Annotated in this window: 20 protein-coding genes and 1 pseudogene; 3 read left to right on the top strand and 18 right to left on the bottom strand. The window is 59.1% G+C overall.

Going from position 1 to position 23,933, the window contains the following annotated elements; all coding sequences use genetic code 11:
* The first annotated feature begins 95 nt into the window (after positions 1-95).
* Positions 96-1,352 (top strand): aminodeoxychorismate synthase component I, encoded by a 1,257-nt coding sequence (locus MLPF_RS01365; RefSeq protein ID WP_045842352.1) that lies wholly within the window; start codon positions 96-98, stop codon positions 1,350-1,352.
* Between the two features lie 1,054 nt (positions 1,353-2,406).
* Entirely contained in the window at positions 2,407-2,577 is a 171-nt protein-coding gene (locus tag MLPF_RS01360; RefSeq protein WP_237817104.1) for a hypothetical protein, read from the top strand.
* Here the strand turns inward: MLPF_RS01360 and MLPF_RS01355 are convergent.
* The 17 genes from MLPF_RS01355 to MLPF_RS15425 all read right to left on the bottom strand — a co-directional run bounded on the left by MLPF_RS01355 (position 2,574) and on the right by MLPF_RS15425 (position 19,906).
* On the bottom strand, positions 2,574-2,804 hold the full coding sequence (locus MLPF_RS01355; RefSeq protein WP_237817102.1) for a hypothetical protein: 231 nt from the start codon (positions 2,802-2,804) through the stop codon (positions 2,574-2,576). The genes MLPF_RS01360 and MLPF_RS01355 overlap by 4 nt on opposite strands.
* The gene (locus MLPF_RS01350; RefSeq protein ID WP_237817228.1) at positions 2,805-2,978 is read right to left on the bottom strand and encodes a hypothetical protein; all 174 of its coding nucleotides are present in this window, start codon (positions 2,976-2,978) and stop codon (positions 2,805-2,807) included.
* Between the two features lie 883 nt (positions 2,979-3,861).
* Complete coding sequence (clpC1, locus tag MLPF_RS01345; RefSeq protein WP_045842344.1) at positions 3,862-6,408, bottom strand: ATP-dependent protease ATP-binding subunit ClpC; 2,547 nt, start codon at positions 6,406-6,408, stop codon at positions 3,862-3,864.
* 286 nt (positions 6,409-6,694) lie between these two features.
* Positions 6,695-7,033, bottom strand: a complete 339-nt coding sequence (gene lsr2, locus MLPF_RS01340; RefSeq protein WP_045842343.1) for a histone-like nucleoid-structuring protein Lsr2 — start codon at positions 7,031-7,033, stop codon at positions 6,695-6,697.
* A 105-nt stretch (positions 7,034-7,138) separates the two neighbouring features.
* The gene (gene lysS / locus MLPF_RS01335; RefSeq protein WP_045842350.1) at positions 7,139-8,662 is read right to left on the bottom strand and encodes a lysine--tRNA ligase; all 1,524 of its coding nucleotides are present in this window, start codon (positions 8,660-8,662) and stop codon (positions 7,139-7,141) included.
* A gap of 113 nt (positions 8,663-8,775) precedes the next feature.
* A complete protein-coding gene (locus MLPF_RS01330; RefSeq protein ID WP_045842342.1) occupies positions 8,776-9,567 on the bottom strand; it encodes a type III pantothenate kinase in 792 nt (263 codons plus the stop codon).
* A 2-nt stretch (positions 9,568-9,569) separates the two neighbouring features.
* On the bottom strand, positions 9,570-9,998 hold the full coding sequence (gene panD, locus MLPF_RS01325; protein ID WP_045842341.1) for an aspartate 1-decarboxylase: 429 nt from the start codon (positions 9,996-9,998) through the stop codon (positions 9,570-9,572).
* Positions 9,998-10,939 carry a pantoate--beta-alanine ligase gene (gene panC / locus MLPF_RS01320; RefSeq protein ID WP_045842340.1) on the bottom strand — a complete coding sequence of 314 codons (942 nt, stop codon included), beginning with the start codon at positions 10,937-10,939 and terminating at the stop codon, positions 9,998-10,000. The genes panD and panC overlap by 1 nt, the downstream gene beginning before the upstream one ends.
* Complete coding sequence (locus MLPF_RS01315) at positions 10,936-11,877, bottom strand: DUF2520 domain-containing protein (protein ID WP_045842339.1); 942 nt, start codon at positions 11,875-11,877, stop codon at positions 10,936-10,938. Before MLPF_RS01315 ends, panC begins: the two co-directional genes overlap by 4 nt.
* A 101-nt stretch (positions 11,878-11,978) precedes the next feature.
* The gene (locus MLPF_RS01310; RefSeq protein ID WP_045842338.1) at positions 11,979-13,277 is read right to left on the bottom strand and encodes a DUF6779 domain-containing protein; all 1,299 of its coding nucleotides are present in this window, start codon (positions 13,275-13,277) and stop codon (positions 11,979-11,981) included.
* Between the two features lie 146 nt (positions 13,278-13,423).
* The gene (locus MLPF_RS01305) at positions 13,424-13,900 is read right to left on the bottom strand and encodes a DUF3180 domain-containing protein (protein ID WP_045842337.1); all 477 of its coding nucleotides are present in this window, start codon (positions 13,898-13,900) and stop codon (positions 13,424-13,426) included.
* Entirely contained in the window at positions 13,900-14,475 is a 576-nt protein-coding gene (gene folK, locus MLPF_RS01300; protein WP_045842336.1) for a 2-amino-4-hydroxy-6-hydroxymethyldihydropteridine diphosphokinase, read from the bottom strand. Before folK ends, MLPF_RS01305 begins: the two co-directional genes overlap by 1 nt.
* The gene (folB, locus tag MLPF_RS01295) at positions 14,475-14,873 is read right to left on the bottom strand and encodes a dihydroneopterin aldolase (RefSeq protein ID WP_045842335.1); all 399 of its coding nucleotides are present in this window, start codon (positions 14,871-14,873) and stop codon (positions 14,475-14,477) included. Before folB ends, folK begins: the two co-directional genes overlap by 1 nt.
* Positions 14,866-15,720, bottom strand: coding sequence for a dihydropteroate synthase (gene folP, locus MLPF_RS01290; RefSeq protein WP_045842334.1), 855 nt, complete (start codon positions 15,718-15,720; stop codon positions 14,866-14,868). The genes folB and folP overlap by 8 nt, the downstream gene beginning before the upstream one ends.
* Positions 15,717-16,334, bottom strand: a complete 618-nt coding sequence (folE, locus tag MLPF_RS01285; protein WP_045842333.1) for a GTP cyclohydrolase I FolE — start codon at positions 16,332-16,334, stop codon at positions 15,717-15,719. The genes folP and folE overlap by 4 nt, the downstream gene beginning before the upstream one ends.
* 15 nt (positions 16,335-16,349) lie before the next feature.
* Positions 16,350-18,704, bottom strand: a complete 2,355-nt coding sequence (gene ftsH / locus MLPF_RS01280; RefSeq protein WP_045842332.1) for an ATP-dependent zinc metalloprotease FtsH — start codon at positions 18,702-18,704, stop codon at positions 16,350-16,352.
* Between the two features lie 980 nt (positions 18,705-19,684).
* On the bottom strand, positions 19,685-19,906 hold the full coding sequence (locus tag MLPF_RS15425; protein WP_045842330.1) for a hypothetical protein: 222 nt from the start codon (positions 19,904-19,906) through the stop codon (positions 19,685-19,687).
* 36 nt (positions 19,907-19,942) lie between these two features.
* Between MLPF_RS15425 and MLPF_RS16760 the strand changes: the two are divergent.
* Positions 19,943-20,665, top strand: a pseudogene (locus MLPF_RS16760) (LLM class flavin-dependent oxidoreductase); the annotation flags it as partial.
* A 1,551-nt stretch (positions 20,666-22,216) separates the two neighbouring features.
* Here MLPF_RS16760 and MLPF_RS16755 read toward each other — a convergent pair.
* Complete coding sequence (locus tag MLPF_RS16755) at positions 22,217-22,336, bottom strand: hypothetical protein (protein ID WP_420329568.1); 120 nt, start codon at positions 22,334-22,336, stop codon at positions 22,217-22,219.
* Between the last annotated feature and the right edge of the window lie 1,597 nt (positions 22,337-23,933).

Here is a 23,933-nt window from a genome sequence, read left to right as displayed (position 1 = left end):
TAACACCGCGGGTCGGTGGCAGAGCTAGAGGCAGGCTAATCCAACTTAGATGACACCTGGAGTGAGAAAATGCGCTGTTCTGTCAAGCTAGTGCGGTGCGAATCGAGCGGCTCGGCAATCTTGGCGACGCACCCCAGGTGTTGCGCTCTCTCGGCGACGCCACAACCGGACTCGATTTGCCGCCGCCTGCCGCGCTGACCGGCGAGTGGTTCGACGCGATGGCCGTAATCGCGCCGAGTCTGTCGGTACAACCGGTGAATGTCAACGACGCTTTTGCAGTCCAGTTAGGCGCACGAACACCCGATTCGGCAGCAGCAGTAGGCGGAGGCTGGGTCGGCTACCTGTCCTACCCAGACCCTGCAGCCGACAAGCAGCCGAACCGGATACCCGAAGCCGCTGGAGGTTGGACCGACTGTGTGCTGCGTCGCGACCGTGGCGCGCAATGGTGGTACGAGAGCCTCTCCGGTGCACCGATGCCCGGTTGGCTGGCTGCCGCATTAGCAACAACGCCGGGACCTGTGCGAAATTGCCAGGTAGACTGGGATAGGACCGACTGGGGGGGCCATCGCGACGGGGTACTTGCCTGCCTAGAAGCGATCCATGCCGGCGAGATCTACCAAGCGTGTGTGTGCACACAGTTCACCGGAACAGTCACCGGGGCCCCGCTGGACTTCTTCATCGCTGTGGTGGCACGTACCGCGCCGGCGCGTGCCGCTTATGTCGCTGGACCGTGGGGTGCGGTGGCATCGCTATCCCCGGAGCTATTCCTTCGACGCCGTGGTGCCGGCGTGACGTCTAGCCCGATCAAAGGCACCCTGCCGTTGGCGGCCTGGCCGTCGGCATTACAGGCTTCGGCCAAAGAGGTGGCTGAAAACATCATGATCGTGGATCTGGTGCGTAATGACCTCGGCCGGGTAGCCATTACCGGCACAGTAACCGTGCCTGAGCTGTTGGTTGTACGGCACGCTCCGGGCGTGTGGCACCTGGTGTCCACGGTGACGGCCCAGGTTCCCGTCGAGCTGCCAATGGCGGCGCTGTTAGACGCCACCTTCCCCCCGGCCTCGATCACTGGGACCCCCAAGCTAAGGGCCCGCCAATTGATTTCGGAATGGGAGCGTAGCCGTCGCGGAATATATTGCGGCACAGTTGGTTTAGCGTCGCCAATCGCCGGATGTGAGCTGAATGTCGCGATCCGAACTGTCGAATTCGACACCATCGGTAACGCTGTGCTGGGAGTAGGCGGCGGGATCACCGCCGACTCCGATCCCGACGCCGAACTGCAGGAGTGCCTGCATAAGGCGGCACCTATACTCGGGCTAGATTCCATCGCAACCGCAGCGTCGGTCGGTTAGCCAGACGAAATTTCTGATAACGCTCACAACACAGGCCCCGCGTACCTATGTTCTAGCGCATAAACCCTTATATCGCGAATCGGGAGTCGGGGATGCCCTTTCCAAGCATTAGCAACAAGCGGCCAAGGCCCTGCCGACCGCGCTGCCCATCCTCGCCGACCCGGGCCTATCCGACGTGCTCGACCTGAGCATGCCGGCAGGTTTGCCTGAAGGGAGGCAGGCTAACCATCATCTTCCGGATTGGCCGATCTCGCCCTGCTGAGCCTACCTGGGTTTGCCGTCCCCCGGGTTTGGTATTGGCCTACTCCGACTTCTGGGTTAACCTCGAGATTACACAGAGCGCAGCCTGGGTCGATCATCAACTGCCGTACAGGTCTTGGGGGGGATTTGGCCTATGCCCTCCTGGCACTAGAATATAAATATAATCGGCTTAGCGTTCGTTATCGCTTTCGGTCTTAACTCTGAATCCGGCAGTGTAGCCGGGCTGCTGAATCCCGCACAAGGCATCCCGTCATCGATAGCGGGAGATCTCCACTCATTGCTAGTGGGGTTAAACTACCCCGGGTATACCTTCGTTAGATATCCGACAGGCACTGGGCGACGGCCCCGATGTTTCTGCTACTAGCGCTCGGCAAGTCGTCGCTATTGACGTCGGTCAACTCGGCACTGGCGGCGGGGCTTGGGGCCGGTAGCGAAGGCTTCCGGCGTTGGTGGGTGTTCCCGCGTCCGTCGCGGGTCTTCCGGCCCTGTCCCCAGAGCTACCGAAGCCGCCAGCAATTCTCGCAGGCCTGCCCACACCCTCAAACTGCCGGTCCCGTCTCCTCTGCCGACCCTGCCACACACATGCGGACCCCAACTTGGTCTGTTCAAGGCCTGCACATAGTTGCAGCGGTTCCCGGGATCTGCGATCTCACGTTGTTGTGTGGTGGCCGGGGGTGTTGGTGTTTGTGGCAGGAATTGTTGGTCGGTTTCATAGGTGGCAGGTGAAGTAGTGTTCTGGTGTGCCATCGCTGGCCGATACGGTCGGGAGTTTGGTGGGCTAGCCTAGATCTTGTTGGCGCTGGGTGTTGGGGGCGCTTTCGGGTGCATGCTATGGCTGTGGGGTGTCTGTTTGTTCACCGGCCCTCGGCCAGCCGGTGTGCCCCCGGCTGTGTTGGTGCCGTGTTGGTTTCACAGTTCGTCGATGACCTCGCAGCCGGTGATGACGCGTACGGCGGTGCTCTAGCCTAGGGCAGTACTTGACTTTTTGTGGGGATCGACCGCGGAAGGAAGATAAAAGCCATCCACGGCGTGATCTGGTGACTTGTGCGCGTGGCGGGCTAACACATCACCAGAAAAGCGCAACTGATCCCCGGCCACCCGCCACACCAGACGCACCCCCAGCATCGCCAGCTTCGATGTCGCGGCCGGTGACCAACACCAACTACTCGGCGGCCCTTGCAAGCAGCCCACCTACGCCGCGACCAACCCTAAACCACCAACACAACCCACACCACCGATCCCCACCACATAACCCACCACACCCCTCAACCACACAAAACCAAACCAGCAAGAAATAACCACCAACAACCAGCACAACCACACCTGGCGTGAGGGAACTCCGCCACTTCGAGGTGATGCTCTCAAACTCCTGTCCTGCACACAGCCTCACGTTGTTGATCACTTTGTTGGCCTAATGCATACCACGCCGGCCTAGACCATGAACAGCGACGACGTCATAAGCAGCCAGACAGCTCGCTGCTTTAACCCGCTATTGCCTTGACGTTCCAGTTGCCAGCCTCGTTGACAATTTTCAGTGGCAACTTCTACTGCTCCAACCCCTTAGCCACGCCTATTGCACAAGCCTACGACGCCTGCTTGTTTACTTCACCAGTACAAGAAAATATTGCTTCTGGAGCTGTGGCGAGTTCCTCATCGTGTTTCCCGAACGCGTTGGATGCAGCTAGCGTATATTACCGTAATAGATTCTCATCAACGTCGTGCGGGGCATCGCCGATTCACGCAGCTCCGTTATACTCTGCAACAACCTTACCGATCTGTTTGACCGTCGCAGGGTACCAACTGCAACCTTTCATGGCCACTTCTGAAATGGCGGAGTCGCTGCGGCCATCTTTTGCCGAGAGAACTAACCACTAACCTTATAACACAATTTGCGCTTTTTCGAACGAACGAGTTATTTCAAACATCTCATTAGCTACATTCCGCCACTCATTGGCAGTTGCCAAAAGCGAGTAAGGAACCAAGCCGAAATATATGTCAGCGAAATCGATCTTCGGCGGTAATCTTACTGGCAGGCGCCAGAAAAAACCTCGCTTGGTTAATTCCTTACGAATCGTAACACTGCTACCTACCATTTGAGCGGCGGGACAACTATGCAGCGGCGCTAATTTCCAGGTGTGCGCAAACAAGTCAAGAATCACCGCGGCTCCCGCGATGCTCTACCTTATACTTCGCCGCATACGCAGCGAGATAAGCAATTAACAACGCCAGTCGACCTGGATGGCGTAGCCTATTGCTCGACCGGGCCAGGACAGCCAGCGCTGTGTGCTCCGGCCTTAGCCAGATCCGGCTCTGTCGCCGGCTTGCGGGTCCCAGTGAAAGTGAACTTCGCGTCCTCGCCGGGGCTTTCACCATCCCAGTTATCGACGTCGACGGTGACAACCTGCCCTGGCCCAACTTCCTCGAAGAGGATCTTCTCCGAGAGCTGGTCCTCGATCTCGCGCTGGATAGTACGCCGCAGCGGGCGAGCACCGAGCACCGGATCGAAGCCACGCTTAGCCAACAAGGCCTTGGCCTTGTTGGTCAACTGCAGCGTCATGTCTTTGGCCTTGATCTGGTTAGCGACCCGGCTGATCATGAGATCGACCATCCGGATGATCTCGTCACGGCTCAGCTGGTGGAAGACGATGATGTCGTCAATGCGGTTGAGGAACTCTGGGCGGAAGTGCTTCTTCAGCTCATCGTTGACCTTCTGCTTCATCCGCTCGTAGTCGTTCTCACCACTACCTTGGGTGAAGCCCAGACCGACCGGCTTGGAGATGTCGGAAGTACCAAGGTTGGATGTAAAGATAAGCACGGTGTTTTTGAAGTCTACCGTGCGACCCTGTCCATCTGTAAGCCGCCCGTCTTCGAGCACCTGCAATAGGCTGTTGTAGATCTCCTGATGCGCTTTTTCGATCTCGTCGAACAGCACCACCGAGAACGGCTTGCGCCGCACCTTCTCAGTGAGCTGGCCGCCCTCCTCGTAACCGACGTATCCCGGCGGAGCGCCGAACAGCCTCGACGCGGTGAACCGGTCGTGAAACTCGCCCATGTCGATCTGGATGAGCGCATCATCGTCGCCAAATAAGAAGTTGGCCAGCGCCTTAGACAGTTCGGTCTTACCGACACCGGATGGTCCGGCGAAGATGAACGAACCCGACGGGCGCTTGGGGTCTTTTAGCCCGGCGCGGGTACGACGGATCGCCTTGGACACGGCCTTGACGGCATCCTCCTGGCCGATAATCCGTTTGTGCAGCTCCTCCTCCATACGGAGCAACCGAGTAGTCTCAGCCTCGGTGAGCTTGAATACCGGGATACCGGTCCAGTTGCCCAGTACCTCGGCAATCTGCTCGTCGTCAACCTCAGCAATAACATCGAGATCACCTGAACGCCACTGCTTTTCGCGTTCTGAACGCTGAGCTACCAATTGCTTCTCCTGATCGCGTAGGCTAGCCGCCTTCTCGAAATCCTGGGCGTCGATCGCCGACTCTTTCTCCCGGCGGGCCTCGGCGATCTTCTCGTCGAACTCGCGCAGGTCTGGTGGCGCGGTCATCCGGCGAATTCGCATCCGGGCTCCTGCTTCGTCGATCAGGTCGATCGCCTTGTCCGGCAAGAATCGGTCGTTGATATAGCGGTCGGCCAGGGTGGCGGCGGCCACCATCGCCGAGTCGGTGATCGATACCCGGTGGTGGGCCTCGTAGCGGTCCCGCAGGCCCTTGAGGATCTCGATAGTGTGCTCCACCGTTGGCTCACCTACCTGCACCGGCTGGAAGCGGCGCTCCAAGGCGGCGTCCTTCTCGATGTACTTGCGGTATTCGTCGAGGGTCGTGGCGCCAATGGTTTGCAACTCACCGCGGGCCAGTTTGGGCTTGAGGATCGAGGCGGCGTCGATCGCCCCTTCGGCGGCACCGGCACCTACCAGGGTGTGCAGCTCATCGATAAACAAGATTATGTCACCGCGAGTGTTGATCTCCTTAAGTACCTTCTTCAAGCGCTCCTCGAAGTCACCGCGGTAGCGCGAGCCGGCTACCAACGAGCCCAGATCCAATGTGTAAAGCTGCTTGTCTTTCAGTGTCTCGGGAACCTCACCGTGCACGATGGCCTGAGCAAGACCCTCGACGACAGCGGTCTTGCCGACACCGGGCTCGCCGATCAGCACCGGGTTGTTCTTGGTGCGCCGGCTCAGCACTTGCATCACTCGCTCAATTTCCTTTTCGCGACCAATGACCGGATCCAGCTTGCTCTCCATAGCAGCAGACGTCAGGTTTCGGCCGAACTGGTCGAGCACCAAAGAAGTAGATGGACTACCGGATTCTCCGCCCCGGCCTCCAGTACCCGCTTCGGCTGCTTCTTTGCCCTGGTAGCCGCTCAACAGCTGGATCACCTGCTGGCGCACTCGAGTCAACTCGGCGCCCAGCTTGACCAGCACCTGGGCAGCCACGCCCTCCCCCTCCCGAATAAGGCCCAGTAAAATATGCTCGGTCCCGATGTAATTATGGCCGAGCTGCAGCGCCTCACGCAAGCTTAGCTCAAGAACCTTCTTGGCACGAGGTGTAAACGGGATGTGCCCCGACGGCGCCTGCTGACCCTGGCCGATAATATCCTCGACCTGGCTGCGAACGCCTTCAAGTGAAATCCCCAGCGAATCCAACGATTTCGCCGCGACGCCTTCGCCTTCATGGATCAGACCCAACAGGATATGCTCGGTACCGATGTAGTTGTGGTTTAGCATCCGGGCCTCTTCTTGCGCCAGGACGACCACCCTGCGGGCACGATCGGTAAATCTTTCGAACATCGGCGGTTACCTGCTCTTCCTACACCATAACATAAATACGACCCGTTCTAGCCCAGGGGCCGGAACCGTGTACCTGTCGTCCACTGTAATGGTCGGCAACATTGCCGTTTCCAGTGGCTTGAAGTATCTGAGGCCTCAGCCCTACGACACCAGGTTCTTAACCCCAGAAACGAGGAAACCGCCGAATCTTATCCGCCAGCTGCTGACGATCAGTTTGCCAACAACGAAAGCAACAAAAGTTATTGACGCCCGGGCACTAAGGGTCCGGGTGTCAATACGCAACTTTTTAAGTCGCCGCATGGAATGCGTCGATAACGTCGGCCGGAATACGACCACGAGTCGACACATTATGCCCGTTCCGACGAGCCCATTCACGGATCGCCGCGCTCTGTTCGCGATCGATCGCCCCACGGCTGCGTCCAGAATTGGAACGGCCTCGCCGCCGACCGCCGACGCGGCGTCCGGCGGACACCCATTGCCTCAGATCGCCGCGCAGTTTCGCGGCATTCTTGTTCGTAAGGTCAATCTCGTAGGTCACCCCGTCAAGCCCGAATTCGACCGTTTCATCGGCGGCGCCCGCACCATCGAAATCATCGACCAAGGTGACGGTCACTTTCTTCGCCATTATCTTACCCTCACGTTTCTTCCTAAGCAGTTTGGATCAAACCTCCCCAGATACTAATCTGCCATAAGAACACCGCATACTCAATCTCGACACAACATGAACAGTTCAGTTGGAGTGCGGCCGAACAATCGGGAACAAAACGGTCTCCCTAATTGACAGTCCAGTCAAAGACATCAACAACCGGTCGATACCCATTCCAGTTCCAGTGCATGGCGGCATCGCGTACTCCAATGCCGCTAAAAATTCCTCATCAAGTGCCATCGCCTCATCTTCCCCGACGGCTGCAGCACGAACTTGTTGACCAAATCTTTCCCGCTGTACGACCGGATCGTTTAATTCAGAGTATCCCGTGGCCAGTTCAACTCCCCGCAGGTAAAGATCCCACTTCTCGGTCACTCCGGGGATGCTTCGATGCTGGCGGGTCAAAGGAGTTGTCTCTACCGGAAAATCTTTAACAAATGTGGGCGCGCTCAGGGTGTTGCCCACTGTGTGCTCCCATAGTTCCTCGACGAGTTTTCCATGTCCGTAACTGGGCTTGTCAAGAATGTTTGGGCCAATCTCGCGGCCAAGCCGATCCGCGATGGCTCGCAGCCGATCGACCGACGTCTGCGGCGTGATCTCTTCACCCAGCACAGCAGACAGGGATGGATACATTTGTATCGTCGCCCATTCTCCATCTATGTCGTAGACGCTGTCGTCGGGCATCAGCAGTTGTCTGGTCCCGATCGCCTCGTCGGCCACCTCTTGAATAAGTTCTCGGGTAACGACCGCCGAATCGTCATAGGTTCCGTAAGTCTGGTAGATCTCTAGCATGGAAAATTCCGGAGAATGCGTAGAATCGGCGCCTTCGTTTCGAAACACTCGATTAAGTTCGAAGACCTTGTCGAAACCACCGACTATGCATCGCTTGAGGAACAGTTCAGGTGCGATCCGCAAGTACAGATCGACGTCCAGGGCATTGGAATGTGTTACGAACGGCCGGGCCGCAGCACCGCCAGCCAACGTCTGCAACATAGGCGTCTCAACTTCGAGAAACCCGCGTCGTTCTAACGCAGTCCGTATAGCACGGATAACGGCGATTCTCTGACGAGCTACTGTTCGCGTTTGCGGGCAAACAATCAGGTCGACATAACGCTGTCGCACCCGCGATTCTTCACTCATCTCCTTATGCGCGACGGGCAGTGGCCGCAACGACTTGGATGTCATCTGCCAGGAATCGGCAAGAACTGATAACTCGCCACGACGCGAGCTAATCACGTTCCCGTGTACATAAACGATGTCGCCAAGATCGACGTCAGTTTTCCACGCGTAAAGCGCTTCGGCACCAACCTTGTCGAGGCTGATCATCACCTGCAGGTTGGTGCCATCACCGTCCTGCAGTGTCGCAAAGCACAGTTTCCCCGAATTACGGGCGAATATCACCCGACCCGCGATACCAACGATGTCATCGGTAGCGGAGTCGGTCGTCAGGTCAGAATAGGCTGCACGAACCTCAGCTAGGGTATGGGTGCGTTCGATGGCGACCGGATACGGGTCGCGCCCTTCCGCCAACAAACGAGCACGCTTGTCCCGGCGAATCCGAAACTGCTCAGGAAGAGCAGCATCCGTATCCCACGGGTCAGCGTTCACGACGTGCCAGCTTATAATGACCTCACGTCGGCACTGTTCAGTGACGTAGAGCAACATCACGTGCGCGCTGCCAGCTGTCGTCAGCGCGCCGTCTTCAACCGGCAACGCTGCGCCTACCGATTGCGTTCGAAGACTAGTCGCAGGCCATGCAGAGTCAGGTGGCGGTCGTAGTGGTCGACGGTATACAGCTCGGGCAGCAGCAGCGGCGCGGTATGTCCGGTCACCACGACCGCAACCCGATCACCTAAGTCGTCGGAAAATCTCTCCACGTCCTGGCGCATACGGTCAACTAAGCCATTGACCAGCCCAGCAAAGCCGAACAACGCACCAGCCTGCATACATTCGACCGTGTTTTTACCAACCACCGAACGGGGTCGGGCCAACTCGACGCGGCGCAGCGCAGCAGAGCGGGCCGCCGCGGCATCCGAAGACACCTGCACTCCGGGCGCAATGGCACCGCCCAGAAACTCCCCCTTGGCCGACACCACGTCTACGCAGATCGACGACCCAAAATCGACCACAATAACAGCTTGACCGAACTTGTGGAACGCCGCTAGGCAGTTCACGATCCGATCGGCGCCCACTTCTTTCGGATTATCGACCAGCAGCGGGATACCGGTGCGTACCCCCGGCTCGATCAGCACATGCGGCACCGCCGGCCAGTACTGATCGAGCATGATCCGCACCTCGTGCAGCACCGACGGTACGGTGGACAACGCGGTAGCGCCGACGAGTCGCTCGGAATCATCACCGATCAAGCCGTCGATGATCAAGGCTAGTTCGTCCGCAGTAACCTCGGATTCAGTGCGGATCCGCCATTGCTGCACGACTTTTGCATGCTTCTTGGATCCGGACAGCAATCCGACGACGGTATGCGTGTTGCGGACGTCGATGGCCAGCAGCACAGTTACCGCACACCGATCCGGGGATCAAATAGTTCGGCAGTGACAGATATGTCCACGGGCACGGAGCCGGGATCGTGGCCCAGATCGATCGGCTTGTTGTCGGCGTCGACGAACACAATCCGCGGCTGATAGACGCGCGCCTCGGCGTCTTCTATGGTCCCATAGGAGATCAGGATTACCAGATCGCCCGGATGAACGAGATGCGCTGCGGCACCATTGATTCCAATCACACCGGTGCCACGTTCGCCAGCAATTGCGTAAGTGACGAGCCGAGCACCGTTATCGATGTCAACGATGGTGACCTGTTCCCCCTCGAGCAGGTCCGCAGCGTCCATCAAATCGGCGTCGATGGTCACTGAGCCGACATAGTGCAGGTAAGCCTGCGTGACGGTGGCGCGATGGATCTTAGACTTCAGCATCGTCCGTAACATCACTTCATCCAAGGTGTTTGGGCGTGTTCAACCCGAAATTCGTCCGGACCAGCGATGCCGGAGAAATTTCTGATCTCAATCGAGATGTTGTCGAGTAGTCTGGTGGTGCCAAGCCTGGCCGCCACCAGCAACCGGCCTAACGCATTGTCGCGCACCGGGCCGAGCCCGGCATCGCGTAGCTCCACGTAATCGACCACAAGGCCGGGTGTAGCGTCCAGCACCGCGCGGGCTGCGTCCAGCGCAGCCTGCGCCCCCCCGGTCGCGGCGTGCACCCCGGCCGTCAGCGCAGCCGACAGCGCTGAGGCCAGGTCGCGCTGCACGGAATCCAAATAGCAGTTGCGTGACGACATCGCCAGCCCGTCGACTTCGCGCACGGTCGGTACGCCGACCACGACAACGTCGACATTCAGATCGGCGACCATCTGCCGGATGAGGACCAGCTGCTGGTAATCTTTTTCTCCGAAAAAAACCCGATCAGGCCGCACGATCTGGAGCAGTTTGAGCACGACGGTCAGCACACCGCCGAAATGGGTTGGCCGCGCATTACCTTCGAGCTCGAACGCTAACGCCCCGGGATGTACGGTGGTGCGCAATCCGTGGGGATACATCGCCGCGGTGCTTGGTGTGAACACGATCTCGACATCTTCAGCGCGCAGTAGAGCCAAATCATCGTCGAGGGTGCGTGGGTAAGCGTCGAGGTCTTCCGTGGCACTGAATTGCAGCGGGTTAACGAAGATCGACACCACAACCACCGAACCGGGCACACGTTTAGCCGCACGCACCAGGGCCCGGTGCCCGTTGTGCAGCGCACCCATCGTCGGCACCAGCATCACCCGACGGCCGGTGTGACGCAGCGCGCTGCTGACGTTGGTGACGTCTCGGGGTGTCGAGTACACATTGAGCCCGTCCGGGTTGAATACGGGCGGCCGACTGTTCGTCATGGCGCCACCGCCTCAACGACATCGTCGGGAGCATGGGCGCACTGGGCCGCCCGTAAGGCATTCACCCGATACGCCTGAGCCAGTTCTGGGCCAATCCGCATCAACGCGACCAAGTGTCCCGCTACCGCGTCCGCATCACCGCGGTCGACCAGTCTGGTGAGCGCAGCTTGGCCGCGCTGCGCGGTGTTCTCGCACGCCGCCCGGGCCAATGGCCCAAAGATTAGTTCGGCGGTATTGCCGAACTGATCGTCGACGACCTCGCCCCCGCAAGCTGGAAGTACCCCCAGCTCGAGTAGTTCGCTACCGCGCAGCACGACCCGCAGCGCCTCAAGCGCGTCGGCGAACACCGTCACGATGTGGTTGTCCACATGGTCCAAAATGGCATGGCAGAGGATACGAGCGTCCTTTACGACACAGAACAGCTGTCCGCCCATCTCCAAAACCAATGACTGCGCGATCGCATACCCGACCCCGACCTCATCGGTCGTGGTAATACCGAAGCTGGTATCCGGCAATCGGCTGAGGTCCTCGTCGGAGCCGGTGAACGTCATCGCCGGATGAATTCCCAACGGAATACAGCTATCCTCGCCCAGCTGCGCGAGGATAGTGCCCCCGTTAGCCCCCGAAGTGTACGCCACGATCATCCCGGGTCGCACCACCGAAGTTGCAGCCACACCGGACACCAGTCCGGCGAGTTCACAGTCGGGAACAGCCAACAGCAGCAGCCTAGCACTGGAGGCCACCCTGGCCGGCGAGGCCACTGAGGTTTCGGGCAACCTACGCTGCGCCCGCTGCCGCGACACACGGAAGACGACGCTGCATGCCAACACGACGTGGTCAGCACGCTCCAATGCGACACCCAGCACAGTAACCACCCAGCCGATAGAGAGGACCCCAGCCTCGAGCCTGACCGAGTGCAAACCGTCGAACTGCACCATTGCAGAAGGCCTCACATGTTTGTTGGTTCGTTCCAGTCCCATGGCAGGGGGTACCGGACGGTCACTATGACGGTCGCCGATTTGACAGGCGAGACCCGGTGTCATGCGTTACGGCCCTCACGTCTGCGACGCCGGCCACTATCGGTCGACTCGGCCCCTAACCGCGCCATCAAATCGGCGACCGACTGTCCACCGGCTGCTAAGTCACGTCCCTTCACCCCGTCCGCCGAGAGATCCGCGCTGCGGTGCCGGGGTACCGGATCAAAAGGCGACGCCGGCACTAGTCGTGGTGGCTGCTCGGCGAAAGCAGGACCAGCAGGTGGCGGCGGCTGGCTGATCGGGGTGCTGCCTTCGGGAGTGACGCCCTCGATGCTGTACGCGCGATATTCGGCGGAGTGACGCGACCGCGCCCGGCGACCCGACTCAATGTGCTGCTGCGCGGTCTCGACTTCGCCAGGCGGGCCTGCCGCAGCTTCGTCCGGGCAGGAATGGCGGGACCGCCGACAACTACCCGACGGGGTGGCAACCGAAGCACTCGCGGACTCGACGCCCGCCCAGGTACCGTCTTGTGTATCATGAGGCAGCCACTGTTCGTCGGCGGTGACCGGTTGCCAATCCTGCATATGCGGTTGTAGCAGTTCCTGTAGTGGGGTTGATGGTGGCGGCCGGTGACGGGGTTCTAACCGCGAATCCGACTGTGACGGCGAGTCCTCAAAATGAGGTCCCAACTCCTCCTGAGAGAGCTCCTGCTCTCGAGGCGGCAACAGCGGTTCCTCGTGGACGTCGATGATCGAGGTGTCGTCGGTGCGGTTGGTCACCCGGTCTTGGCGAACCGACGTAACCCGATTACTGGGCACCCAGTCGACGGGCTTGCTCTGGCCATCGCGGGCCCAATCACTATAAGCGCACATTGGGGGGGCAGCTTTTGTCTGCGGTGTCTCCACACCCGCCAATGCCGGGCGGTGCTGAAGGTCCGTGTCGAACAAGATCTCCAGGTTGGTTCGTAACGCTGTCAGCTCAGCCCGCAGTGCCACCACTTCGTCGGCGGCCTGAGCACGCAGCTCGGAGGCCAGCTCGCGACGCAATTGGGACTCCACCGTCAACTCATATTCGCGGCGGGCCGAGATTTCTCGATCCAACTGCAGATCGTAGACGAGCTTGAGATTACGCACCCGAGACTGATCCACGTCGCTCTGCCGACGGTAAAACACCGACACAAAAGCGCCGGCGGCTGCGGCCCAGAGCGCCAAGATCACCGCGAGCCTGAGAAGTTCCACCCGATTGGTGAAAACTAGTGCGGAACTAGCCCCCATCGCGAGGATCAGCAACACCGTCAAGAGCACCCAACCCGGCCTGCGGCCGCTGCGCCGGACCCGGGCGCCGCGAGACAGAACGGTCATGGCCTGACTGTACCCGGGCAGGGTCAATCCGCGTGTCGCGCCAGTCTCGCGATTCCCACCTGCGTCAATCGCGGGTCAAACTGCGGTAGAAGTGCCCGGCTGCTAACCAAAGCTACGCTTGGCGGTCCGCAACGTTGGCGAGCAAGCTAATTTTCGGCACCCTCACCGTGCTCGGTGGGGTGTTGCGGAGATTTGCAGCAATGTTGCAGCCATAAGGCCGCAACTAGTAACGCTAAGGCGCTGAGGGCCGCCACAACCGTTCCAGAAGTGTCCTTGTCGGCAACCGGCAGCCACGGCCACCGCGGCAAAAAGTACACCAATACACCGACCCACCAACCCAGCACCAGCGCACCCACCCAGGCCGACGCCTTGGCAACCATCAGGCTGTGTGCTACCGCTAGCGGGTGCAGCCAACCGGGGCCATTGCCGATCTCACCATCGCTGATCTTGGCCCGCACGTAGCGTGCCCACAGCGCCTCGGCGATAGCAACCGCAAACAACGACAGACCAGTCCACGCGGTGATGGGTGGAAACCACCGGTACAGCACAAACACTAACAGATAACCCACCACCGCAGCGCCGATCATCGCGGCCGTCAGGTCACGTTTCCGGGTCGGTCCCATCAGTCTGATTTCGGAATGACTAGCCGCGCTGGCGAACTACGTTTCAGCTTGAGCGTCAGCCTGGTCAACCGCACACCTTCCCGCTCGGTCGGCTCCATCTCTGCCAACAGCCGGTCGACCCGTCGCACTCGCCCAGCGACGGTCAGCTGAGCATTCGAGTCGACGGCCAACCACGGAACCAGCACGAAAGCCCGCAGATGAGCCCGCGGATGCGGCAACGTCAAGTTACTTTCGCACTTAATCACCTCGACCACACCGGCCGTAGCGCCCGAAGTCTGGTAGCAGGAGATCAGATCGACGTCGAGGGTGCGTGGACCCCAGCGCTGGCCCCGAACCCGACCCGCGTTCCGCTCGAGCTCCTGAGCCCAACACAGCCAGGCCTTCGCGTCATACGCCGGGCAGTCGGCGATCAACACCGCGTTGAGGAACGAGCCCTGCTCCACGCCGCCCCATGCGACGGTGTCATACACCGGAGAGACCGCGACTACCACATCACCGAGCCCATCGACGACTGACTGCAGCCGCGCCAGCCGGTCACCCAGATTAGATCCGATGGAGAGTACGACGCGAGTCATCACACCACGCTCGCAGGAATCACCGAACCGCGACCGCCGTGCCGCGACCGCCGAACTACCACCGCCACATCAGAGAACTGCTGCGGGATCGGCGCTTGCGGCTTGTGCACCACCACCTCGACAGCGTGCACGCGTTCGTCGTCCATCACGAAGTCGGCAATATCGCTGCCGACCTTCTCGATCAAGTTCCGTGGTGGGCCGGCGATGATCGCGGCAGCCCGCTCGGCCAGAACCACGTAGTCATGGGTATCAGCCAGGTCGTCGCTCATAGCCGCATCGGCCAGATCGATCCACAAGATGACGTCCACGACGAAGTCTTGTCCGTTGGCGCGCTCGATCTCATCGACTCCGTGTCGTCCATGAACTGTCAAGCCACGCAACTCCATTCGATCAGCCATCGCGTCTAACCTTTTCAATCTGCGGCCCAGCATGCAGCCAAGCACCGACGACCTTGAGCGCGTCGACCGAGGCCCGCACGTCGTGCACCCGCACACCCCAAGCCCCGTGTAGGGCTGCAAGTGCGGAAATCACCGCGGTCGCCGTCTCGCGTCCGTCCGGCGGTCGCACCCCGCCATCAGCCCCAGCTAATAACCTCCCCAGGAAACGTTTACGCGAGGCGCCAAGTAAAATCGGGACCCCGGTGGCCACCAACTCCGGCAACGCATTCAGCAGCGCCCAATTGTGCTGTCCCGTCTTGGCGAATCCAAGCCCGGGATCGATCACTAGACTCCCAGGGTCGACACCTGCGGCCACCGCCTGATCGACACCGGCCAGTAGGTCGGCACGCACTTCGGCCACCACGTCACGGTAATTAGGAACCTCATACGGCCGGTCGGCCGACACCAGTCGCCAGTGCATCAACACCCACGCAACACCGGCTTCAGCCACCAGAGGAACCATCGCGGGATCGGCTCGCCCACCGGACACATCGTTGACAATCCGTGCACCGCTTTGCAGCGCCGCACATGCAACATCAGCGCGCATAGTATCAATACTTACTGTAATCCCCTGTGCTGCAAGTTCTTTTACGACAGGAACGATACGAGAGAGCTCAACTCGAGGATCGGTCCTAATAGCACCGGGCTGGGTCGATTCGCCACCGACGTCGACAATCGCCGCGCCTTCCGCGACCATTGCCAGGCCGTGCTGGACAGCATCGTCAGGATCAAGGTAACGCCCGCCATCCGAGAACGAATTGTCAGTGACGTTCAAAACCCCGATAACCTGCACCGGCGCCGGACTCACTTACGCAGGATGAGGTTGAGCGCTTCGGCTCGAGAAGCCGCATCAGTTTTGAACTGGCCGCGCACCGCCGACGTCGTCGTGATCGCACCAGGCTTGCGGACACCGCGCATTGCCATGCACAGATGCTCAGCCTCGACGACGATGATGACTCCGCGTGGATCGAGCTTGCGGACCAAGGCATCAGCGATCTGGCCGGTGAGCCGCTCTTGCACTTGTGGCCGTTTGGCATAGAGGTCCACTAGTCGAGCGATCTTCGAAAGGCCGGTCACCCTACCGTCCGTGCCCGGAATATAGCCGACGTGCGCCACACCGTGAAAAGACACCAGATGGTGTTCGCAAGTGGAGTACATCGGAATCTCTTTGACGATCACCAGTTCATTGTGTACTTCGTCGAACATGGTGTTCAGAACCGTTTCCGGGTCGGTGTAGAGCCCAGAGAACAGTTCACGGTATGAGCGGGCCACGCGAGCTGGGGTGTCGGCCAAACCCTCCCTATCCGGGTCCTCGCCAATCGCGTACAGCAACTCGCGAATCGCAGCCTCAGCACGCGGCTGGTCGAACACCCGGATGGGCGGAACCACGGTGCCTTCCAGCCCCAAATCCAGTAAGGCCATCGATTCTCCGTTTCGTCAGCCGTGCGCCGGCGGGTTGGAGGGGCTCACGCCCTCGTCCGACTGTGCAGGGGGCTTACCCGCGTCCGGGGCGGATTGACCAGGCGGCGGATAAGGTGGACAGGGCGGGTACAACGGATACGGAGAGGGGGCTTGGCCCGGATAGCTGGGCTGCGGCCAATAGGGCGACTGTGAGGGTTGCTGTGCAGGCGGATACCAATAAACCGGCGGCTGTTGTGGCGGCCATCCGGGCGCATGCCAACCCGACGGAGCGCCGTAGTCGGGTTGGTTAGGGTCTTGCTGGCGTTGACGGTCCCCGGCATGTGAACCATTGGCACCCTGGCCAGGCCCATCGGCATCCGCCTTTGCTGCTTGTCGCGCGGCCTCAGCAGCCTGCGAAGCACGGGCGATGGCTGCCTTGAACGCCGGCTCGGGGACTGGCTGGGGCCAGGGCTCGCCACGCTCGATCGCCAGCTCGCCGGGTGTCTTGATCGGCGGCTTGTCCGACGGGATCCGCCCACCGAAATCGTCGAACATGGTGAGCCGGGGCCGCTTTTCGACCGCAGCGAAGATACCCTCCAGCTCCAGTCGGTGCAAAGTTTCTTTTTCCAGCAGCTCGCCGGCCAGGGTGTCGAGCACGTCGCGGTATTCGGTAAGAATCTCCCACGCCTCAGTGTGGGCAGCTTCAATAAGCTTGCGAACTTCATCATCGATGTCGCGGGCGACCTCATGAGAGTAATCCGCCTGGATACCCATAGTTCGGCCGAGGAACGGGTCGCCGTGCTCAGAGCCATATCTGACCGCACCAAGTTTGGAGCTCATACCGAATTCGGTGACCATCGAGCGCGCGATTTTAGTGGCCTTCTCGATATCCGATACCGCACCAGTCGTCGGCTCGCGGAACACCAGCTCCTCGGCGGCGCGTCCACCCATCGCGAACACCAGCTGCGCGATCATTTCCGAACGGGTCCTCAAGCCCTTGTCTTCCTCGGGCACCGCCACCGCATGCCCGCCGGTACGTCCCCGAGCCAGGATCGTCACCTTGTAGATAGGCTCGATATCAGGCATCGCCCAAGCCGCCAAGGTGTGCCCGCCCTCGTGATAGGCCGTGATTTTCTTTTCCTGCTCGCTGATAATCCGGCCCTTGCGACGCGGCCCGCCGATTACCCGGTCCACCGCCTCCTCCAAGGCGGGTCCGGTGATGACCATGCCGTTCTCTCGGGCAGTCAGCAGCGCCGCCTCATTGACAACGTTGGCTAGATCGGCGCCGGTCATGCCGACCGTACGTTTGGCGAGTCCGTCGAGGTCGGCATCGTCGGCGATCGGCTTGCCCTTGGAATGCACGCGCAGCACCGCGCGACGACCTGCCAGGTCCGGGTTGGACACCGGGATCTGCCGGTCGAAACGCCCAGGCCTTAACAGCGCGGGGTCCAAGATGTCGGGCCGGTTAGTTGCCGCGATCAAGATGACGCCCGCCCGATCACCGAAACCGTCCATCTCGACCAGCAACTGATTCAGTGTTTGCTCGCGCTCGTCGTGGCCACCACCGAGCCCGGTGCCGCGTTGACGACCCACTGCGTCAATTTCATCGACGAATATGATGCACGGGCTGTTCTGCTTAGCTTGGTCGAACAGGTCCCTTACGCGTGAAGCGCCAACGCCAACGAACATCTCGACGAAGTCGGAGCCGGAGATGGTGAAGAACGGAACGCCTGCCTCTCCCGCCACAGCGCGAGCCAGCAACGTTTTACCGGTGCCCGGGGGCCCGTAGAGCAACACGCCCTTGGGGATCTTCGCACCGAGCGTCTGGTACCTACTGGGGTTTTGCAGGAAGTCCTTGATCTCATAGAGCTCCTCAACTGCCTCGTCAACGCCGGCAACGTCAACGAAAGTAGTCTTGGGCATGTCTTTGGAAAGTTGCTTGGCGCGTGATTTGCCGAATCCAAAGCCCATTCGGGCGCCGCCTTGCATGCGAGAGAACATCACAAACAGGCCCACCAGCAAAAGCAGCGGCAGCACATAGACGAGCAACTCGCCCAGGATGCTTCCTTCGTTGACGGCGGTGCTGACCTTTGTGTTCTTAGCGCTCAGCGCATTGAACAGATCGACCGCGTACCCGGTGGGGTATTTGGTTATGACCTTGTCGGAGCCATCGGTGTCGTTGTTGCCCGTCTTCAAGATCAACCGCAGCTGCTGTTCCCGGTCATCAATCTGCGCGCTCTTGACATTATGGCCGTTGATCTGGGCCATCGCCACCGATGTGTCAACGAACTTGTAACCACGGGTGTCGTCGCTGAAGTAGAAAAACGACCAGCCGAGCAGCACCAATACGGCGATCGCCGTAACCGTACGGATAACGCTTTTTCGGTTCATCAATGATATTCGGCCGTGCTGGCCAGGTTCCTTCCCCGATACACGCTAGCTAGAAAAGTTTAGGCTACCGCCAGTGGCGATCGCCAGCTCGGCAGAGCCGATCACAGCGGGTCTCCACCACCTTGCACAAACTAACGACCGGCAGTTCCCGAGTCTGGCGACACTGCAGCTCCGCCACCGAACAGGTAACCGGTGTACGTCCTGGGCAACATCACCCTGAGCGCATAGTCAACTGGCTAGCCGCGAGTACCAGCCAATCGCGAGAGCAAACAAGTCCTTCTCAGCCCCGGTGCCATAGCGATTTGGTGTAGACGATGCGTTCAAGTCAGCTGGATACCGAACCCAATGATGTGCCGCTACGGATAATCGAGGCCAGGGACCGCGACACACCTGTGGTGGTGGTGGTCTCGGCCCATAGACTTTCCCGAACTGGCCTACTCGTGTCGGAACCAAATTCCGGCTCTAGCCAGGCGAGCTACTACGTCTTGGCTTCCGAGCAGCGTGGTTACGGCGACTCTGTCTCATCCGGATGCGGTAGAAGCCTACACCGTCCATAAGCTGACTGCCGACATCGTTGATCCGCTCGACAAATCTCAGCGCCCAGCGGGCCGTCTGGATGGGCCACTATTTGGGGCACCATCGTGGTGTGGAAAGCGCCACTCCTTCCCCTAACAGACGCGTTCCGCCGGATAATATTCGAGAGAACTCCTTTGAACATTTTGTAGTTTCAAGAGCACCGTGTTGCCGACAACGAACTCAACGGCTATCTCGTATCTCGCACGCACGATACGCCGAATGATTTAGGCGCCATGCGAGCATCGCCCGGTAACCAGAGTGAGGCAATACGGATGGTCGCCCCAGCCCGGAAGGTTTCACCGATCGGCTTCCGGAACCGGACCAGCTGCCGGATTGGATCAGCCAGGATCAACTTGACCATTACTTCAGCGAGTTTTTCGGTCGACTTCATGGGCGTCCTGAATTTATTGTAGTGCAATGTCGATTGCAACTAGGGAGGCCATTGCTGAACGCACGAACGCCGCTATCTCTGTACCGTCATTTTTACCGCCGGCGCTGCTGAACCGGTGCTGGCATTTACCCACACCGACCACGTTTTTGCGGTGATCTCCTGCCTGTACCGTCAGATGATGATCGGTGGGGCAGAGCACTGGCTGCAGCAGGAACGATCCAACCTTGTAAAACATCACCTTGTGGGATTTCCTCAACGGATTGGAGTGATGGTGGGTGCGCCACTGCGTTTCGACGTCTTTATCCCGCCGTTTAATAATATCGGCCAGTCTCCTTACAGCGGCGTTGGAATACGATATGAAGTGCGTTGTTGCGCAGGATAGCTCGGGGGTAGACGAGGCGTGGTTTGGCGAACACCACTCCGGCAGCTACGAGCTGATGAGGTGCTCGGAAGTATTCATCGCCGCCGCAGCGGAGCGGACCAAGCACATCCGGACCGACACCGGAGTGGTCTTGGGTTGCTGGTATACTGTCATCGGACACCGAAAATAATGGTTATCAAATTAACTGGGCAGCGAAGGATGATGCAAAAATCTCTCAAGGCCATCCTCGCGTTATTCCGCACCCGTCGCACGAATCTATCACCACTTCTACCGGTTCACCTTGCGCAACAAGCAATTACACATCTTCTGGCACTGAACCTACTCAGAAGTCGCCACAGCGACAATACTAGCCGTCTGCGCCACGCCTGGACGGCACACTGGACACGTCGTCATTGTCGATGTCTGTGCCCAGCGGCCATGCTGCGCTGGAAAACATCTGGAAATGTTGCGCAAGTAGGCCGCCGAAGTCTACCAGGACGAACCGGACCGAGCTAATAGTGTGTTCTGAAAATCATGCATATTGTGTAAAGCCGCGACCAGGCTATTGACGACTGCAACTACAGGCTGCAGGATTATGCGAATTACTCCGACGCGGAAGGGTTTGTTTTGCTTACCAATAAAGTCAACAGCACATAGAAACCTCGTTAGTTTAGTCAACAACTATGTGGGTAAAATTAATTACCGTATCGGTACATCCGAAGATACAATAGCAAATATTGAAGACGTATTCGAACGGTCCGGTGTCTTAGAAACGCTACCGACTCTTGACCATAACTGGTCCTCTCTCCTTGCGACATACCACTACTATCACCTATTAGACCGGAAGGTGATGTCTCATTGCAAAGGACAGCTAGAAGTAAAACAATCTTTTCACGACTAAGCCAAAAGCAAACGTAACCAAATTGATTAGTCGCGTCAACGAAGCGGAGGTGAAACCGTCACCGAGAATAACTGATAAGTGTCGTGGTGTTTAGCAATGGACGCATGATCTACCGGTACGACGTGCCCGAAACGATACCCAGACCAAGTCAGTTTCTGATCGGCGTGCGGTCGTGTGGAATCAATGGCATTGACTTGTATTCGCCACTAACGGTGCTGACATGCCGGCGCTCACCGAGCGGATTGCGCATGATTCTGGCGGCATGAACGTCGATTCGAGCCGCGATGTCTATCGCGAACCACGAATTCGATACGGGGTGCTAAAAGGCTAAAAACTATCCACCCAGGAATCCTAGTCATATCGATCCCGGTGTTGCTGTCCGTAAACGGCATCGAACCGATTATTTCGATCAGCATCCGATCGTCGGATGCTGCTTTCGGCGCCGCCTTTGCTGCCTAATCGCCAACAGCCTAGATCCCAAACACGCAGCGCTGACCGGATCCATGGCGGTAGGATTGCATGCCATTTACAAGTCTAATTCGCTCCCGGTGAAATGCCCTGTTGCTTGGTGGCAGTTCGATTTTCCCAGCAATCATCGCCTCCCTGCCACAATTAGCACATAAACCGTTAGAGAATCATTTTGGTCGCAGCTATGTGAACTGAACGGCACGATAGGGTGCACCAAACACCAGATCCGGCACAGGGCTCCTCGCTCGACACCGCAAACCCGCGGCGGTGTTGGACGCAGTAGGGGTGGCCGGGACCGTCTACGACGTATGGATACGGACAACACTCAGGATACACCTGCTAGTCGCCGAGATGTGCATGCAGCCGACTCTACGCATCCATTTTTGCGATCACCAAGGAAATCAGCGTGCAATTCGTGCTCGAATACCACCCGGACGAGTTCGCGGACTCGCTGCACGTGATCGCCGAGGGCTACATCGATGCCACCCCAGTTGATTACCATAGAAGTCAGGCTGGACGCAGTGGGCCAGGCCTTCGATGAGCTGGCGGAACCCGAACGGCATTGCAAGATGCTGGTTAATCCGTAGGTGGTTATGCCTAGCACGGCAACAGCCTGCATTTACCGAAATCCCGCTTGTGCTGCTGGCGCCAAAGTTGCCGTAATCGGCGGCTCTGATAAGGCCGCTGGGATTGCCACTGCTGATTTAATGCAGGTTGCAGTTCCGCTTTCAGCGGAACCTTCGATACGACCCTTAATGCCGCCCCAACGGCCTGACTCTGCACCGCAGTAAGGACCCGCGGTGTAACCTGGCCGGTCATGCCGTTAGCAGTGATCCGGCTGCTGCCGGTGAACACGTTTTAGAGCTGGATTCAGCACTGATTGCCTGATACTCCTGGGCGCGATTGGCGAACGTGGCCGCCGCTGCTACCGACACCTGATCGGCTCCCGCTGGACGCACGCCGCTTATCGGGGTGCCGCGATCCCGTTAGTTGCGCTCAACGCGAAGCCAATCGCCTCCAGCCACGCAGTCAGCGCCGCTAACAACTCTGGCTAAGCCATCAAAAACCACATGCGGTTTCTCCTAATCTGTGTTAGGCCCCCAAGTACAAGGTTGCTAGTTGGTCGTTTTGGGTTGTTTTACTTTGTTCTCACCGCGTTGGTGAGCGTTGGGTAGCGGTCGGGGTCAAGGTGGAGCGCCCACAGCGCAGCGAGGACGAATTAGCTTGAAATCGACGATGCTAGGCTGCATATTTGGCAGCCAGAACAAGGAAAAGACTTTGTGGCCCAAATCATCTACTGCTTCCCATGAACGTACGTTCGGTAAATGCACTTGGTGCGTATGCTGGCGCCCAGCCTTGCCTGGGTACACGGACAAAGTCCGGCGGCACGATGACTGGTGGGGCCCGAAGTGCGTGCCACCGAAGAAATACGTCTGCTCAATCTTTTCGGGAGGTCACCCAACAACGATGCAGCTAAAAGAGAATCCAGGGAGCTGGCCGCGGGCACCAGCTGACTTATAAACAGGGCACGCAAGCAACGCATCTCAGGAAGCCTCCTCCTGAGTTTGGTTGTCGGACCACTCCAGGGCCGGCACCGGCCACTTGTGCAGCATGTGTATAGACAACCAGCGCAGGATTTTCTGCTCCACCGCCAAGATGGGATTCTGGCCGTTGTAGCCGTCACGCTTGGTCGCCCCGCTTGTGAGTAAGTAGCCCCGATCTGGAGAACCACGTCAAGCGACGCACTTGACGGCATTAACGCCGTCCAACACAGTTCCGACGAGCCCTACCGCGAGAGATGTACCGGTATGCATTTGCCGTTAGACGAGTAGACGGTGACATCCAGCTCGGCGAAACGAAGCAACTGATCGGAGCGTGAGAACAAGCGTGCATCATCAATCTAGGACCACATTGTCGCCGTACAGAGCCAGCCGATGCCGTGGTGGTCCTGCAGCGCCTGGCAACCCCGCTGGCGTCGAATTCAATTCACTAATTGGATTCGCAGTGGCTTGATCTCAGCACTTAGCGCATCAATGCGCCGCAGTGCCGTATCGACATACTGCCACCCAACCGGTGATAGTTCGGCGTCAGCCAACGCCGAGGAAGCTCGCCGTGCCGCTCAACATATTAGGACCTAGCGCCGCGTCCCAATTCCTTGACCCATTCCAGGTCACCACCCGCCAACGAGCGCTGCAAATCCGACCGTACAGTTCTCAGACCGGCAGGATATAGTACCAGCCGACTAAGTGACAGGTTTGTCGGACATCATAGCTATTATCGAATTTATATTCGATAAAGTGCCTGATTTGGTCGCGGTTCATGACCTGGCATCAACCGCTTTGGTTGCCACGATCGCGTCTGCGTACCGACTCAAGTCGGCCCTGCGGCCAGGCGGATGGCCGCTGTGGCGTCATTGCTATGGCATCGAACGTCCTCGAAAACCTGCGAGCCGAGCACCAGCGCGAATACACGGTTGTCGACGGGTTCAAGCAGATGACTGTCGAGGCGGCCGCCGCAATGAGCCTATCCCCC

The organism is Mycobacterium lepromatosis (assembly GCF_000975265.2).
Classification (GTDB): domain Bacteria; phylum Actinomycetota; class Actinomycetes; order Mycobacteriales; family Mycobacteriaceae; genus Mycobacterium; species Mycobacterium lepromatosis.
This window is presented reverse-complemented; position numbering and strand designations above follow the sequence as displayed.

Coding starts and splice junctions, on each gene's coding strand:
- folB (WP_045842335.1), bottom strand. CDS start 14,873: ATGGCTGATCGAATGGAGTTGCGTGGCTTGACAGTTCATGGACGACAC.
- panD (WP_045842341.1), bottom strand. CDS start 9,998: ATGTTACGGACGATGCTGAAGTCTAAGATCCATCGCGCCACCGTCACG.
- lsr2 (WP_045842343.1), bottom strand. CDS start 7,033: ATGGCGAAGAAAGTGACCGTCACCTTGGTCGATGATTTCGATGGTGCG.
- MLPF_RS01310 (WP_045842338.1), bottom strand. CDS start 13,277: ATGACCGTTCTGTCTCGCGGCGCCCGGGTCCGGCGCAGCGGCCGCAGG.
- clpC1 (WP_045842344.1), bottom strand. CDS start 6,408: ATGTTCGAAAGATTTACCGATCGTGCCCGCAGGGTGGTCGTCCTGGCG.
- folE (WP_045842333.1), bottom strand. CDS start 16,334: ATGGCCTTACTGGATTTGGGGCTGGAAGGCACCGTGGTTCCGCCCATC.
- folK (WP_045842336.1), bottom strand. CDS start 14,475: ATGACTCGCGTCGTACTCTCCATCGGATCTAATCTGGGTGACCGGCTG.
- MLPF_RS15425 (WP_045842330.1), bottom strand. CDS start 19,906: ATGTTTTACAAGGTTGGATCGTTCCTGCTGCAGCCAGTGCTCTGCCCC.
- ftsH (WP_045842332.1), bottom strand. CDS start 18,704: ATGAACCGAAAAAGCGTTATCCGTACGGTTACGGCGATCGCCGTATTG.
- MLPF_RS01305 (WP_045842337.1), bottom strand. CDS start 13,900: ATGGGACCGACCCGGAAACGTGACCTGACGGCCGCGATGATCGGCGCT.
- panC (WP_045842340.1), bottom strand. CDS start 10,939: ATGACGAACAGTCGGCCGCCCGTATTCAACCCGGACGGGCTCAATGTG.
- MLPF_RS01315 (WP_045842339.1), bottom strand. CDS start 11,877: ATGGTGCAGTTCGACGGTTTGCACTCGGTCAGGCTCGAGGCTGGGGTC.